Here is a 15,215-nt window from a genome sequence, read left to right as displayed (position 1 = left end):
TCCCGGTGGCGACTACGTCGGTCGCGCGATCGTGGAATTCAGAGGAGCACCCACTGCGGATACTGCGTTCATGGGTATCACCTCTTGCCGATGGATCACGATTGACTCAATTTAGCACGCCCTTAGCCTACGATTTTTTCCGTTTTCTGATTATGACCCCAACTCTGCCGGGCTGCCGTCGCCGTCGTCTTGCTTACCGCTAAATTGGACAATTTAGCGGTAAGGGCGGGAAGCGCTAGCCGAGCCGGTCCGCCTTAACCGTTTCGCCGTCGTCGGCCTTCGGCGCGGCCTTGAGAATCAGCACCACCACGCCGGCGGCCACCATCGCCAGCCCCACGGCCCACATGCCCGCCTGCTGCGTGCCGGTGATATCAGCCAGCCACCCGGTGACGTACGGGCCGATGAAACCGGCCGTATTGCCGATCGAGTTGATCAGCGCCACGCCGGCTGCGGCCGCGGCTCCGGAAAGGAACATCGTGGGCAACGGCCAGAACGTGGGAAGCGCGGCGCAGATGCCCATGGTGCAGACGGTGATGGCGATCATCGCCGCGACGGGGGAGCTCAGGTAGAGCGCGATCGGGATCGCGATCCCGCCAACAATCGTGGGAAGGGCCACGTGCCAGACGCGCTCGCCGGTCTTGTCGCCGTGTCTGGCCCAGAAGTACATGGAGAAACAGCCGAAAACGTAGGGAATCGCCACGATAAAGCCCTGCTGCAGCACGGAGAAATCGGTGTGGAATTCCTTTTTGAACCCGGCGATGATGGTGGGCAGGAAAAATCCGATCGCGTAGAGGCCGTAGACAATGCCGAAGTAGACGAATGCCAGCGCCCAGATCCGCCCCTGCGTCAGGGCCTGCTTGAGTGTCACGTGGTAGCGCTTGGCGGTCTGCGCGTCTTCGGCGTCCATCTCGCGGCTCAACCAGGCCCGCTCGTCGCCGTCGAGCCACTTAGCGTCCGCCGGACGGTCTGTCAGGTAGAACCAACAGATCACGCCCACGATGATGGCCGGCAGGCCTTCGACCAGGAACATGAACCGCCAGCCGTCCAGGCCGCCGAGCACCTGATGTCCGGTGGTGATCAGCCAGGCGGACAACGGGGATCCGATCGCGGAGGAGAGCGGCACGGCCAGCATGAACAGTGCGACGGCGCGGGCGCGCTCGCGTTTGGGAAACCAGAATGTCAGGTACAAAATGATGCCGGGGAAGAAGCCGGCCTCCGCCACGCCGAGCAGGAAGCGCAGCACGTACATGGTGCCCGCGTTGGGCACCCAGGTCATGATGGTGGCGATGATGCCCCAACTGACCATGATCCTTGCGATCCACCGTCGGGCGCCAAATTTGTGCAGGGCCAGGTTGCTGGGCACTTCCAGCAGCAGGTAGCCGACGAAGAACAGCCCGGATGCGAGCCCGAAGGTGCTGGCGGTGAAGCCGAGCGCGGCGTTCATGCCGTGCGGGGCGGCAAACGCGATGTTGGTCCGATCCAGATAATTGATGAAGTAGAGCAAGCCGAGGAACGGCGAAAGCCGCCAGGCGACCTTGTGCATGACGCGCTTCCGCATGGCCACGTCGGCGGCCGGCACCGGATGAGAACTGATCGTCATGAAGGGCTCCTCATTGAGCCGGTGCACTGGCGGCCGGTGCACTGGCGGCGTTCTGCGGTTTCGTGTTGCCTCTTGTCTACTCTGGAGGCGCGGGCTGCGTCCAGCTTCGGCGCTGTCAAGGCTAGACCTTCGGTTCGAAGCGCCCGTCATTGGCCATCCAGCCGCCGTCGACCAGCATGGCGGAACCGGTGACGAAGGAGCTCGCGTCGGAGGCAAGGAAGACGATGGCACCACCGATCTCGTGCGGCTGACCCCAGCGCCTAAGCGGGCTCTTTTGCTCGTAGGCACTCCACCAATCGGGATCGGCCTTGATCTGCTGCGTCAGCGGGGTTTCAAAGGCGCCGGGCAGCAGCGCGTTCACCCGCACGCCGCGGGTGCCCAGCTCGGTGGCCATGGTCTTGGTGAGCTGGACGACGCCGGCCTTCGCGGCCGCGTAAAGGCCCTGCCCCGGTTCCACCACGAGAGCGCGGAAACTGGCGAAGGTGATGATGGAACCGCCGCCCCGCTCGGCCATGGAGTCACCGAAGGCCCGCATCAGCCGGTAGGTGCCCTTGAGATTAATGTCGATTACCTTGTCGAAGTCATCGTCGGTCGTGTTCACCAGCCGCTTGCGGGCGTTGTAGCCAGGCGTGATGACCAGGACCTCTGCGTCGGCGTGTTCCGCAGCGGCGGCATTGACGGCGTCGGTGCTCGTGACGTCCAAGGCCAGAGTCCGGCCCGTTCCGCCGGCCGCAGTAATCTGCCGGACCGTCTCCTCCGCCCCGGCTGTATTCAGGTCCGCCACCACCACCTCAGCGCCGAATTCGGCCAGCGCCAGCGCCCCGGCCTGCCCGAGACCGCTGCCCGCACCGACCACCACGGCCTTGCGTCCGGTCAGATCAAACAATGCCTTTACCGATGGTGCCACGACGGTCTCCTCGCGTTGTCCGATGTTGGTCAGCCGAGTCTAACCCCGCCCTCGGACAGCGGATGCCGGGTGGGAGTTGCATGGTAGCGTGCGGAGAATGAGCACTGAACTCCTGGCGCGCCTGCGCAAAGTGGTCCCGGCAGATCGCATTCTGACCGATCCACAACCGCTGGCTGCCTACAGCCACGACGACGCCGAATGGGCTGATTTTGTCCCGCCGCTGGCTGTGGTACGCGCCAAGACCACTGAGGAAGTCTCCGCGGTGGTCCGAATCGCTGCGTCCACCGGCGTGCGGATTGTGCCCCGGGGAGCCGGAACCGGGCTTTCCGGCGGCGCCAATGCCGTAGCGAACTCGTTGGTGCTCACACTGGAACTGATGACCGGGATCTTGGAGATCAACCCCGATGAGCGGTTCGTCCGAACCCAGGCGGGCGTACTCAACGATTCGCTCCGCGAGGCCGTCGCGGCGCAGGGCCTCTGGTACCCGCCCGATCCCGCCAGTTACAAGATATCCACCATCGGTGGCAACATCGCCACCAATGCGGGCGGTTTGTGCTGCGTTAAGTACGGCGTGACCCGGGATTACGTACTGGGGCTGAAAGTGGTGCTAGCGGACGGTTCCGTGGTGGACCTCGGCCGGCGAACAGCCAAGGGTGTCGCCGGATACGACCTGACGGCCCTCATGGTCGGCTCGGAGGGGACGCTGGGCATCGTCACCGAGGCAACTTTGAAGTTGTTGCCGCTGCACGGGAGGGAAAACCGCGCTGTCACGGGGTACTTCAACGATCTGGTGGACGCCGGAAATGCCGTCGCAGCGGTCAGCAGGGCAGGGATCATTCCCGCCGCCCTGGAACTGGTGGACCGGACATGTCTGCAGGCCGTGGACGATTGGCAGCAACTGGGGCTGTCCCAGGAGGGCGGCGTGCTGCTGCTGGCCTCGGTGGACGAGCCTGGGGCCCGCGGCGAGGAATTGTCCAGGGAGCTGCACGGGATATTTACCGCAGCCGGAGCCACCAAGGCGGAACGTTCTCTGAGCGCTGCGCATGCCGAGGAACTGTTCCTGGCCCGCAGACTGGCCTACCCGGCACTGGAGCGACTGGGCCCGGTCCTCACCGAGGACGTCTGCGTGCCGCGCACTGCGGTGCCGGAAATGCTTCAGCGGATCGAGAGCACCGCGCGACGATTCAATACGGTGATCGCGAACATCGCCCACGCGGGTGACGGCAATCTGCATCCGCTGATCATTGCGCCCGTGGACGACGACGACGCCAAGTCGCGCGCGAAGGACGCGTTCGACCAGATTGTGGCGGACGCACTGGAACTGGGCGGAACGACGACGGGCGAACACGGCGTTGGACTCCTGAAGCTTCCCGGAATGCTGGCGGAATTCGCGCCGCGGGTCATCGACATGCACCGTAGCGTCAAGAATGCGCTGGATCCACAGGGACTGCTGAATCCGGGCAAAGCCTTCCCGGCCTGAGATGGGCCGCTCCCTCAGCGCCAAAGCCTCCTGCGCAGAGGTCTTTACTTGTCAACGCCTGGGTATCGGCTACGCCCGGACCCGCGTAGGATCGGGCCATGACGGTATGGCAGCTGCGCGCGGTGCGGGACGCAGTGACGGCGCGGTGATCAGCACCGGCGTCTTGGTCTGCAGGTCGGGCTCCAGGCCGTCGGAACAGCGCGTGCTGTCTCGCTTGGTTGCTTTGAAGAGTCAGGATCCGGGCCATAGTCGACTGGGGAGCAGGAAGATACGAGACGACGGCGGCCGAACTTGAGCCTGTCGCCCGAGCGGTCGTTGAGCAGGCCGCGCCGTCGGCCGGCGATGACGTTCTCGACGTCGGCTGCGGGACGGGCAATGCAGCGCTGCTAGCGGCTGCGGGCGGCGCGCGGGTGATCGGCGTGGACGGCGCGCCGCGGCTGCTGGAGGTCGCAGGCCAGCGCGCGCGGGCGCAGGGGGTCATGCTTGAAGTTCGGCAGGGCGATCTGCTCGCCCTGCCTGTGGACAACGCGGCCTTCGACATTGTCCTGTCTGTCTTCGCTGTCATCTTCGCGCCGGATCCGGGGCGGGCGCTGCGGGAGATCGCCCGCGTCCTGCGAACCAGCGGGCGGGTGCTGCTCAGCGCCTGGGTTCCAGCGGGCCCCATTGACGACATGCTGGCCGCAATGGGCCGCATTATCGGCCGCGTCACCGGCGCCCCGCCGCCGCAGCGCTTTGCGTGGTCCGACCCCGCCGCCCTGGCTCCGCTGGCGGCCGGTGCAGGTCTCATGCTCATGCGTACGACCAGGGCCGAATTGCCGATCCGTGCCACCTCACCCGCGGCCTACGTCGCAGCGCAGAGCGAACATCCGATGGCGCTTGCGGTCCGCGAGATCCTGCACGGTCCGATGCCGAAGCACAGGTACGGGAGGCGATGACCTCCGTCCTGCGGGAGGCCAACGAAGACCCGAACGGCTTCCTCGTCCACAGTCCCTACGTTGTACACGAGCTGCAGGCCAGGACCGCGGCTGCCACGTCATCGCCGTCGTAGAACCCGGCGAGCGGGCCCCCAAGCCCGACAGGACGGTGCGTGACCATGAGATTCTGACCTGCGGAATCCTTCCCGGCATCACCTCGGCAGTGCTCGTCATTTCCGGGCAAAGCCTCCCCTTCTGAGCTCCGGTCCGATGCCAGCCAGAGGCCTGCCCCGCGGCTTAGGCACCCGGCTCCGGGTGCCGCCCGCCTGCCAGTAGTGCTCCAGCGGTGCGCCATCCAGCTCAATGCCGTCAGGTGGCTGGCATCCGCCTCGAGCGCTGGAATGGCTGACGCCGGGCACAGCAGGGCGTCGAAGCCCTTCATCGCAGCGGCCAGCTCCGCCTGGATGCGCGATTCCGCCCGGATTCCGTCCAAATGGCGGTGCGTGGTTCAGTCTCCTCGACCACTGCTCCGGCCTGCCGGAGGCGACATTGTCTTTGTGCGCCGTTAGCCCTTGTGAGAGTGTGCGGCCACGGATGCCGTGCTTTTCCTTCGCCGCCACGGGAATTCCCCAGCAGGGCGGGAATGTCTCCCTTGTCCGCATGCTCCAAGAAGCCATTGAGGTCTTTGGCAAGCCGTCGACCGCCGGCGGTGAGCCTGGGGCCGCGCTGGCGCACAAACAGCTGCGTACCCAGGCTTGCCTCGAGCTGCGCGATCGCCGTGGACAGCGTGGACTGCGTTACCAGCAGCCGGCCTCCCATAGTGCCAGCAACAATATTGTCAGCCGCTGCCGCTGCAACGGCGCCCCGGCCGGTCGGGAGGTCAGAGACCGCGAAGCTGGTGCAGCAGCAGGGCTACGTGCAGCGAGGTCCGGGATTCCGGATTGTCCAGGTTGAGGCCCAGGATCTCCTCGAGCCTGGCGAGCCGCGCGTAGAGGGTCGGCCGGCTGAGAAAGCCGTCGCGCGCCATGGCGGCTTTATTGCCGCCGTGCTCCAGATAGGACTGCAGGAGCGTAAGGTAATCGTCGTCGTCGTGCGCGTCATGGCGTAGTACGCCGGCCAGCTCCGATTCGGCAAAGGCCTGGACCCGGAAGTCATTGCGCAGCAGCGCCAGCAGTCCGCGCAGGCGGACATCGGCGGAGCGGAAGAACGGCCGGCTGCGCTCCTTTAGGGTGCTGGCCGTCCGGGCCACATGGCTGGCATCATCAAGGCCGGCCGCTGCTTCGAGCAGACCGGCGCGGGCGTGGCTCACCCCCATGGTCCAGCCGTCCGCGCCCGCGTCCGGGTCGGTTTCCGGACCGTTCCTTCCGTTGCGGTCCGCGAGCCCGTTGCAGATCCGCTCCAGCAGCTGTTGCTCCAGCTGCTTTGCCGGCAGCGCCAAAATCATGCCTAGGTAGCCGGCCTGCAGGCTGGCGGTGAGGGCGCTGCTGCCCGCGGATTTAAGGACGCGGGCCAGCCGGTCCAGCAGCAGGCGCTCATGACGCTGGCCAGCCAGCGGGTCCGGACTGCTTCCGGCACCCCCGGCACCGCCCACCCGTACCACCACCGGCAGGTAGAGGGGTGAAGGGTGCAGGCCCAGCGCCGCCGCCCTGGTGACGGCCTCCGTTTCGGTCAGGGTGCGCGGTTGGCGCAGCTCATTGAGCAGGCCAGCCTGCGCCTGCTGGCTCAATTGGCGCTGGTCCCGCTCCGCCAGCCGATTGATGGACAGGGCCTGCCCGGCGCGCTCCAGCACCATGGCCGCGACGGCATCGCTTTCCAGCGGAACCGGGATGATGAGCCGCCCCCACACCTGCCGGCGAAGTCCCACCGGGGTCTGCAGCCAGCCCTCCGGACCCGTGCGCACGGTTAGCTGCCCCGCCTGCGTGACCCGGGAGCGCCGCTCCCAATCCGCCAGCAGTTCGGTCGTGGAATGCCCGGCGGCGGCATGAGCGAGCACCAGGTGGGAAAGGTCTTCAAGAATCACCGGTGCCTGCACGAAGCGGGCCGCACGGGAGACGATTTCCTCCGTACCCGCACTCTCCAGGCTCAGCAGCGTAAAGGCTTCATGGACGCTCCGGGAAAGCTCCACCAGTTCCAGCTGTTCCGCCACGATGAGCCGGTGCACAATCTCGGTGATTTCAACAAAACGCGCCGCGGCCACGGTGATTACCGGCATTGAAACGCCGGCGGCCGCCGCGCGCAGGGCGGCTTCTGTGCCGGCGCGCGGGCCGGTCAGCTCCACAATAAGACCTGACGCACCGGTTGATTCCAGCGCCTTCAGATACGTCAGCGTCTGCGCGGCCGAAGGTCCGAGTTCCAGCCCCGTGGTGAGCAGCAGCTCGCCGCCGGTGAGCAGCCCGGAAAGGTCCCTGACCTCACTGACATGCACCCAGCGGACGGGCCGGTCCAGCCCGGCGGCTCCGCCCAGCACTTCGGGGACGGCTCTGCGGAGGACGGGTAGGTCCAAAACCTGACGAACGGTCGGGAGCATTTACACAGTGTAAGCGATGAGGCGCGATTCGTTACACAGTGCCTATTCCGGCCTGCCCGTGACCGGATCAGACTGGACAGCAGCACCTGATCACGCCCGGAGCCGGTCTCGACTTGCTTCACATCTACCCCAAGGACAAACTTTGAACGCGATTGAGCACTGGATCAACGGCAGCTACGTTGGGGCGCAAGGACGCACCGCCCCGGTGACCAACCCGGCAACCGGCAAAGAGACGGGACAGGTTGCGTTGGCCAGCGTCGAGGAGAGCAACGCCGCCGTGGCCGCCGCGGCCGAGGCGTTCCCGGCATGGCGGGACACGTCCATCGCCAAGCGGACCCAGGTGCTGTTTGCATTCCGCGAGCTGCTCAATGCCCGCAAGGGTGAATTGGCGGCCATCATTACGTCCGAACACGGCAAGGTCCTCGACGACGCCTTGGGTGAGGTGTCGCGCGGCCAGGAGGTTGTGGAGTTCGCCTGCGGTATCCCGCACCTGCTCAAGGGCGGGTACACGGAAAATGCCTCCACCAAGGTTGATGTCCATTCCATCCGCCAGCCGGTCGGACCGGTGGCCGTGATCAGCCCCTTCAATTTTCCGGCCATGGTCCCGATGTGGTTCTTCCCCGTCGCGATCGCCGCCGGGAACACCGTGGTGGTCAAGCCGAGCGAGAAGGACCCGACAGCCCTGAACTGGATGGCCGAACTGTGGAAGGAAGCGGGCCTGCCGGACGGGGTCTTCAATGTTCTGCACGGGGACAAGGTGGCCGTGGATGTTCTCCTGACTCACCCGGACATCAAAGCGGTGTCCTTCGTGGGCTCAACGCCGATTGCCAAGTACGTGTACGAGACGGCGACGGCGCAGGGCAAGCGGGTGCAGGCGCTGGGCGGCGCCAAGAACCACATGATTGTGCTGCCGGACGCGGATCTGGACCTGGCGGCGGACGCCGCCATCAACGCCGGTTTCGGCTCCGCAGGGGAACGCTGCATGGCCATCTCGGCCCTGATCGCCGTCGGCGGCATTGCCGACGAACTGGTGGCGAAGATCTCCGCCCGGGCGACGGCGTTGCGCACCGGCGACGGACTGCGCGGCTGCGACATGGGGCCTCTTATCACCGCTGCGGCACGGGACAGGGTGACGGGATACGTGGATGCAGGCCAGGCGGAAGGCGCCACCTTGGTGGTGGACGGACGCACGATCTCCCCCGACGCGGAGGGCGACGGTTTCTTTGTCGGTCCCACACTGTTCGACAATGTCAGCACGGACATGTCCCTCTACACGGACGAGATCTTCGGCCCGGTGCTGTCCGTGCTCCGGGTGGAGAGCTACGACGAGGCGCTGGAACTGATCAACGCCAACCCGTACGGCAACGGCACAGCGATTTTCACCAACGACGGCGGCGCGGCCCGCCGTTTCGAGAACGAGGTCCAGGTGGGCATGGTGGGCATCAATGTTCCGGTGCCTGTGCCGATGGCTTATTACTCCTTTGGCGGCTGGAAGAACTCGCTCTTCGGCGACACGCACGCGCACGGTGCCGAGGGCGTGAACTTCTTCACCCGCGGCAAGGTGGTCACCTCGCGCTGGCTCGATCCGAGCCACGGCGGGATCAATCTCGGCTTTCCGCAGAGCGATTAGTCCGATGTCCGAGCGCCGAAGAAAGGAACAGATCATGACTTTCACTCTTGCATCGGACACTGCCGTTACGCCTGTAGATGCCGTTACGCCTATAGATGCCGTTACGCCTGTAGATGCCGTTACGCCTGTAGATACAGCCGGCGCGCAGCGCGCCTACGAGCTGGACCGCAAACACGTCTTCCACTCCTGGTCCGCGCAGGATCTGATCACCCCGATGGTCATCAGCGCCGCGCAAGGGTCCTATGTCTGGGACGGTGAGGGCAATAAATTACTGGATTTCTCCTCCCAGTTGGTCAACACCAACATCGGGCATCAACACCCGCGGGTGACGGCGGCGATCGCCGCGCAGGCCGCGAACCTATGCACCATAGCCCCCAGCTACGTCAACGACGCCCGCTCCGAGGCGGCCAGACTCATTGCCGAGCGCACACCCGGGGAGCTGGACAAAATGTTCTTCACCAATGGCGGCGCGGATGCCAATGAACACGCCGTGCGGATGGCGAGGCTGCACACCGGGCGGCACAAGGTGCTGTCCGCCTACCGGTCCTATCATGGCGGCACCGAACTCGCGGTCAACATCACCGGGGATCCGCGCCGCTGGCCCAGCGACACCGGTACTTCCGGAACCATCCACTTCTTCCCGCCGTACCTGTACCGGTCGGCATTCCACTCGAGCACGGAAGAGGAGGGGAGCGAGCGGGCGCTGGAACACCTGGAGCAGGTGATCCGCTATGAGGGCCCGGACACCATCGCGGCCATCATGGTGGAGTCCATCCCGGGCACCGCGGGAATCTACCTTCCCCCGCCGGGCTATCTGGCGGGTGTCCGGGACCTGGCCACGAGGTTCGGCATTGTTTTCATCGTGGACGAGGTGATGGCGGGGTTCGGACGCAGCGGCAAGTGGTTCGCCGTCGAGCATTTCGATGTGGTGCCGGACCTGCTCACCTTCGCCAAGGGCGTGACCTCGGGCTACGTTCCATTGGGGGGCGTCGCCATCAGCCCGGAGATAGCTGCGACGTTCGGCAAGCGCGTTTACCCCGGCGGGCTGACCTACTCGGGCCACCCGCTGGCCTGCGCGGCCGCCGTCGCCACCATCGGCGCGATGACGGATGAGCGCATGGTGGAAAGCGCGGCCAGCACCGGGGAAACCATCATCGGACCGGCACTGCGCGACTTCGCCGCGCGGCACCGCTCGGTGGGCGAAGTTCGCGGCACCGGCGTGTTCTGGGCGATTGAGCTGGTCAAGGACAAGGAAACGCGGGAACCGCTGGCCGCCTACGGTGGCTCGAGCCCGGAGATGAATCAGCTGGTAGCTGAGGCAAAGTCCCGCGGGCTGCTGGTCTTTGCCAATTTCAACCGGATCCACGTGGTGCCGCCGTGCAATATCAGCGCCCACGACGCACGGCTGGGCCTCGCCATAGTGGACGGTGTGCTGGACATCGCCGACGGTTTTGCCGCCTGAGACAAAGGGATGTGACCATGACTGACGGTTACCCGTGTCCTGGTGCTCTTGGGAGAGGGCATTAGCCTCTTCGGCCCCCTGCTCCGCGACATCGAGCTGATCCATCTGGGCACGTCAACCTCCGGTTCGGGGGATGGCCCACAGCAGCTACCGGGTTGTACATGAGCGCCGGATTTGACGCGGACGGGCCGCCGCGGAGCGGACATTCTGCTGGCCTTCCCGGCGCTGTTGGTCGCCGTTATGTTCGGGGCCGTCTTCGGTGCCGGTACACGTGCTGCCCAACATCGCCGGCATGGCAACGCGGTCGTGATGAACCAGGGGGATATCGTGGAAAGCGGCGGTACGGAGCAGGTCTATGAGCATCCACATCATGAATACAGCCGTACTTTGGTGGGCGCCTCCAAGTCCCTGCGGGCGGAAACCGTCGCCCGGGAAGCGGCACTGCAGCACTAACAACCTGGCAGCACTAACAAGCACCAACAATTCGGCAGCACAACAATTTGGCAGCACCGGCAACGGGAGCACTGCACGGCGGGAAGGAAGACCATATGCCAGCCATCAGCTCCACCGGACTCCACCAGCTCAGCGCATGCGAGCTGAGCGCCGGCTACGCCGCGGGAGAGCTTTTCCCGGTGGAAGTGTGTGCCGCCGTAATTGAGCGCATCGAGGTGCGCGAGCCCGTACTCAATGCCCTCTACGTGTTTGATCCGGATGCCGCACTTAGGGCTGCCCGGGCCAGCGAGAGACGTTGGAAAGAAGGAACACAGCGCAGCGCCATGGACGGCGTCCCCGTCACGGTCAAGGAAAACATCGCCAGGATTGGTGTGCCGATGCCCGGCGGAACGGCGCTGCCGAACCCGAAGGTGGCGGCTGCCAACGCGCCTGTCACTGACCGCATCCTGGAAGGCGGTGCCGTCATCATGGGCTCCACCACCATGCCGGACTGGGGCATGCTGTCATCCGGAGTCTCCAGCCTGCATGGCATCACGCGCAGCGCCTGGAACCCCGCCTGGACCACGGGCGGTTCAAGCGCCGGCGCCGGAGCAGCAGCCGCCGCCGGGTATGGGCCGTTGCATGTCGGCACCGATATCGGCGGCTCCATCCGACTGCCAGGCACCTGGCAGGGACTGGTCACGCTCAAACCCAGCGCGGGGCTGATTCCCCTCGACGCGCCGTATCTTGGCAGGGTGGCAGGCCCCCTCACGCGGACGGTGGCCGATGCGGCGCTGTTCATGACGCTGCTGGCCCGGCCCGATATCCGGGACTACACCGCTCGTCCCTATCCGCCGATGAATTGGGTGGACGGACACTCCGATCGGGCCGGGCTAAATGCTGCGGGATTCAGTGCTGCGGGATTCAATATTGCCGGGCTAAACGTCGGCGGACTGAAGGTGGCGCTGCAGACGGAGGCCGGTGCCGGAGCCGAGGTGGACCGGGAAGTCCTGGCCGCAGTCCGGGCCGTGGCGGAGGAGTTTGCGGCGGCAGGGGCGGAGGTCACCCTTCTCGGGGCGTTCATCCATCAGGGGATGATGGACGGGTTGGACAACTTTTGGCGAACCCGCTCGTGGGCAGACTACAGCGTCCTGCCGCCGGAGCAGCAGGGGCTGGTGCTGCCCTACATTGCACGCTGGTGCTCACGCGGTGCCCGGTTCGACGGGGCGGAAACTATCCGGAACTTCAACCGGATAGGTGAAATGCAGAAGGCGACGCTGGCGGCCACCGCCGCGTTCGACGTCGTGCTCTCACCCGTCGCGCCGATGGCGGCCTTCCCCGCAGAACAGCCGATGCCGGTCGATGATCCGGACAGCACCATGGCGCACATTGCCTTTACGGTCCCGTACAACATGTCCGGGCAGCCGGCCGCGACCGTGAACTGCGGGTTCACCCAGGACGGGCGTCCCATCGGTGTACAAATGGCAGGACGGGTAGGCGCCGACGCCGACATTCTGCGCGCCGCGGCCTGGTATGAATCCATCCGTCCGGAGTCCGCAATACCCGACTGGTCGGCCCTCCCCTAAGAATCTTCGATGCCCGCGTTGCGGCCAGTTCCCCCGAAACAAACCCCACGCGGCAGCCGAGGTTGGTAACGGGGGTCGGTTCCGCACATCACACCAGTCAATGGTCGCCCGGGGTGCCGAATGTGCACGTCGACGCGATGTTTTTCCACCTGCCCGTCGCTCCGGAACACTTCGACGGGGTGGTCACGGACAATTTGTTCGGGCGACATCATCGCCGACCTGGGCGATCGGCGACCTGGGCGATCGCCGACCTGGGCGCCGTCATTCAGTGTGGGCCCGGCTACGCAGCCATCGCGATCGAGGCCGCCACGGTGAACGTCCCTGGCCCAGCAGTCTGCACTCTCCGGCCCCGGCATGGGACGTATAACCGTGCAGCTCGGCGAGAATATCGCAGCGCTGGTCCGTGCAGCTCGGATCGTTCCGGGCGGGACGGTTTCCGCGGTGCCGGGGTAATCCGTGCTGGACGGTCTGGCGGGGATGCTCACCGCGATGATTAGCTGCGGATTATTCGCAGCCGATACCGTCGCCGTCCCGGTCCAGACCGTCCCGATACCCGGGCTGGCCGGCCCGTATCGGCGCCGCGCCGGCTGCCCGTACGGCCGTGCAGTTCGCATAGTAGGCGGGGCCCGGAGCGGGCTGGACGCCGGGAGCAGGAACGGCGGGCTGGACTGGCGCCGCTTCCTGCACCGGGGCCTGAGCGATCACCGGGGCCGGCGGCTGCACCGGCGCGGGCTGGACCGGGTCGGGCTGGTCCGTCGGCGCCAGCGCGCCGGCACAGTCGCCCAGAATCGTAGACATTGCGTCGTGCTCGGCCTGTGTGACCCATAGGCCGTAGGTGGCTTTCACTGAAATCTGCCGGGCGACGTAGTCGCAGCGGTAGGCCTTGACCGGCGGCAGCCAGGTGGCAGCGTCGCCGTCGCTCTTCTTCTGATTGGTGGGCCCGTCCACGGCCAGAAGGTTCAAGGGATCGTTGGCTAACGCCGTGCGCTGGGCCAGCGTAAGTTGCTGAGCACCCTTCTGCCAGGCATCGCTGAGCGCCACGACATGGTCGATCTGCACCGCGCTGCTGGTGGACGTGCCGCGGGTGAACGCAATCGCGGTGGCTGTGTACGGATCGTGCAGGCTACCGGTCAGGACCAAACAATCGCCGGTGCCGGCTTTGAAAGCGATGGCCGTCAGATCCCGCTTCAGAATGTCGTTACGGGTGTCGCAGCCGTTGCGGTCCACGTCGGCCCACGCCTGCCCAAATTCGGTGCGGCCATACCCGGTCTTGGGCGCACGACCCTTGACCGGCAGCGCAGCCAACAGATCCAATGCCTTGGTGCCATAGGCGGGTTGTGCCTTCGGGGAAGCAACGCCGCTGAGGGTGACAACCGGGACGGTGTCCGGATCGAGGGGATCCATGTCCGTTGCCGCCGCGGACGTTGTGGGCGACGGCGCGGACGCAATGGCCGACGGCGTTGGGCTGGCACTTGCCGCCGGTGTCAGAAGGGCAGCGGGCTCGGCGGCGCTGGTGGAGCCGCCGCAGCCGGAAAGCAGCAGCGCCAAGGTCCCGGCGCCGAACATGGCCAAGTGACCGGTTTTCCGAACGAGTCGGGGGTTTTGGCCGGACGGCAGTTGATTCTTATTCATTTATGCCCCATAAATATGCGCGGTGATTGAGCAACAGGATATAGGGCTGTGGAGGAAGAGTCGAAGGGTCAACAATTCTTTGAAGCCGAGTGGTCAGATCCGCGGGGCGGCCGGACCGCGAGGTCAAGACATAGCTGAGATGCGGTGAGCGCAGGGTCAGTGAAGGGACAGCCGGACAAGGGGGATTCGCCTTCGAGGGTTGCACCCTGGCGGTTAGGGATTGGGGGAAGCCGGCTGGTGGACGAGAAGAGGACGCAGCACCGGGCACGTTCGGGGTAACGGGGGCGGCTGAGTCGCCTGGTGACCCTGTCCCTTCAGCGCGGGCGCGGGCGCGGGTTCGGAAGGGAAGCCTACCTGGCACCCGTTTGCCGGACGCTGACACCCCTGCGCCGGAATCCCTGTGCCTGAACCCTGGCGTGGATCCTTGCGGCCGCACTCGGTGGAGGCTAGGGGCGTAATGAAAAGCGCGGCGCCGTCGTGCCTGCCATGGCTGCGACTGCGGATTGGTGTTTTGGCGGGAAGGCGGGTAGTGTTTCTCTAGTTGCCACCGACGAGGTGGAACAAACTCCCTTCCTTTTACTGCGGATCAAATATCCGGTGATTTTGTGTCGCCTGGTGTTTGTTGTGCGGGGGTGTGGGGTGGTCCGGTTGAGCCGGGCGGGTCGGTTCGCTGATTTGCCTGGATGGTCCGGATCGGGTAAGTTTGAAAAGTTGCTCCGGTGCGGCGCGGTTGATGTGAGTTGGCTGGCGGGTCCGGGTGCGTCTGTTGTTTGAGAACTCAATAGTGTGCCAAGTTTTGTTGATACCGGTATTTATTTATTGGTTGAGACTGTTGCCTGCTGCCGTGTTTGTGGTGGTGGGTGGCTTTTTTGGCTGGTTTCGAATTTAGTGCTGTCATGTCATCCTTTTTCCGGGTGGTGTGGTGGTGTCTGTTTTTACATCAACGGAGAGTTTGATCCTGGCTCAGGATGAACGCTGGCGGCGTGCTTAACACATGCAAGTCGAACGATGATCTCCAGCTTGCTGGGGGGATTAGTGGCGAACG

12 protein-coding genes and 1 rRNA gene are annotated in these 15,215 nt (G+C 65.4%); 7 read left to right on the top strand and 6 right to left on the bottom strand.

What is annotated here, in order from left to right; genetic code table 11:
* Positions 1-235: 235 nt before the first annotated feature.
* Positions 236-1,600 (bottom strand): MFS transporter, encoded by a 1,365-nt coding sequence (locus QMG52_RS06110; protein ID WP_283559542.1) that lies wholly within the window; start codon positions 1,598-1,600, stop codon positions 236-238.
* Positions 1,601-1,721: 121 nt separating this feature from the next.
* A complete protein-coding gene (locus tag QMG52_RS06105; RefSeq protein WP_283559541.1) occupies positions 1,722-2,507 on the bottom strand; it encodes an SDR family NAD(P)-dependent oxidoreductase in 786 nt (261 codons plus the stop codon).
* A gap of 97 nt (positions 2,508-2,604) precedes the next feature.
* On the opposite strand from QMG52_RS06105, the gene QMG52_RS06100 reads away from it, so the two are divergent.
* On the top strand, positions 2,605-3,987 hold the full coding sequence (locus QMG52_RS06100; protein WP_283559540.1) for an FAD-binding oxidoreductase: 1,383 nt from the start codon (positions 2,605-2,607) through the stop codon (positions 3,985-3,987).
* A gap of 236 nt (positions 3,988-4,223) precedes the next feature.
* On the top strand, positions 4,224-4,922 hold the full coding sequence (locus tag QMG52_RS06095; protein ID WP_349361667.1) for a class I SAM-dependent methyltransferase: 699 nt from the start codon (positions 4,224-4,226) through the stop codon (positions 4,920-4,922).
* 55 nt (positions 4,923-4,977) lie between these two features.
* Here QMG52_RS06095 and QMG52_RS06090 read toward each other — a convergent pair whose 3' ends face one another.
* The 3 genes from QMG52_RS06090 to QMG52_RS06080 all read right to left on the bottom strand — a co-directional run bounded on the left by QMG52_RS06090 (position 4,978) and on the right by QMG52_RS06080 (position 7,428).
* The gene (locus QMG52_RS06090; protein ID WP_283559665.1) at positions 4,978-5,394 is read right to left on the bottom strand and encodes a hypothetical protein; all 417 of its coding nucleotides are present in this window, start codon (positions 5,392-5,394) and stop codon (positions 4,978-4,980) included.
* Positions 5,340-5,720, bottom strand: coding sequence for a LysR family transcriptional regulator (locus QMG52_RS06085; protein WP_283559539.1), 381 nt, complete (start codon positions 5,718-5,720; stop codon positions 5,340-5,342). The genes QMG52_RS06090 and QMG52_RS06085 overlap by 55 nt, the downstream gene beginning before the upstream one ends.
* A 61-nt stretch (positions 5,721-5,781) precedes the next feature.
* A complete protein-coding gene (locus tag QMG52_RS06080; protein WP_283559538.1) occupies positions 5,782-7,428 on the bottom strand; it encodes a helix-turn-helix domain-containing protein in 1,647 nt (548 codons plus the stop codon).
* 142 nt (positions 7,429-7,570) lie between these two features.
* Between QMG52_RS06080 and QMG52_RS06075 the strand changes: the two genes are divergently transcribed.
* The 4 genes from QMG52_RS06075 (at position 7,571) to QMG52_RS06060 (ending at position 12,538) form a co-directional block, all read left to right on the top strand.
* Positions 7,571-9,058 (top strand): CoA-acylating methylmalonate-semialdehyde dehydrogenase, encoded by a 1,488-nt coding sequence (locus QMG52_RS06075; RefSeq protein ID WP_283559537.1) that lies wholly within the window; start codon positions 7,571-7,573, stop codon positions 9,056-9,058.
* A 34-nt stretch (positions 9,059-9,092) separates the two neighbouring features.
* Positions 9,093-10,520, top strand: a complete 1,428-nt coding sequence (locus QMG52_RS06070; protein ID WP_283559536.1) for an aspartate aminotransferase family protein — start codon at positions 9,093-9,095, stop codon at positions 10,518-10,520.
* 174 nt (positions 10,521-10,694) lie between these two features.
* Positions 10,695-10,973, top strand: coding sequence for a hypothetical protein (locus QMG52_RS06065; RefSeq protein ID WP_283559535.1), 279 nt, complete (start codon positions 10,695-10,697; stop codon positions 10,971-10,973).
* 95 nt (positions 10,974-11,068) lie between these two features.
* Positions 11,069-12,538, top strand: a complete 1,470-nt coding sequence (locus tag QMG52_RS06060; RefSeq protein WP_283559534.1) for an amidase — start codon at positions 11,069-11,071, stop codon at positions 12,536-12,538.
* 504 nt (positions 12,539-13,042) lie between these two features.
* Here the strand turns inward: QMG52_RS06060 and QMG52_RS06055 are convergent.
* Entirely contained in the window at positions 13,043-14,170 is a 1,128-nt protein-coding gene (locus tag QMG52_RS06055) for a GmrSD restriction endonuclease domain-containing protein (protein WP_283559533.1), read from the bottom strand.
* A gap of 940 nt (positions 14,171-15,110) precedes the next feature.
* On the opposite strand from QMG52_RS06055, the gene QMG52_RS06050 reads away from it, so the two are divergent.
* Positions 15,111-15,215, top strand: a 16S ribosomal RNA gene (locus QMG52_RS06050); the annotation flags it as partial.

It is taken from the genome of Paenarthrobacter sp. PH39-S1 (genome assembly GCF_030063245.1).
GTDB lineage: Bacteria > Actinomycetota > Actinomycetes > Actinomycetales > Micrococcaceae > Arthrobacter_M.
Note: the sequence above shows the minus strand (reverse complement) of the source record. Positions and strands in the feature narration are given on the sequence as shown.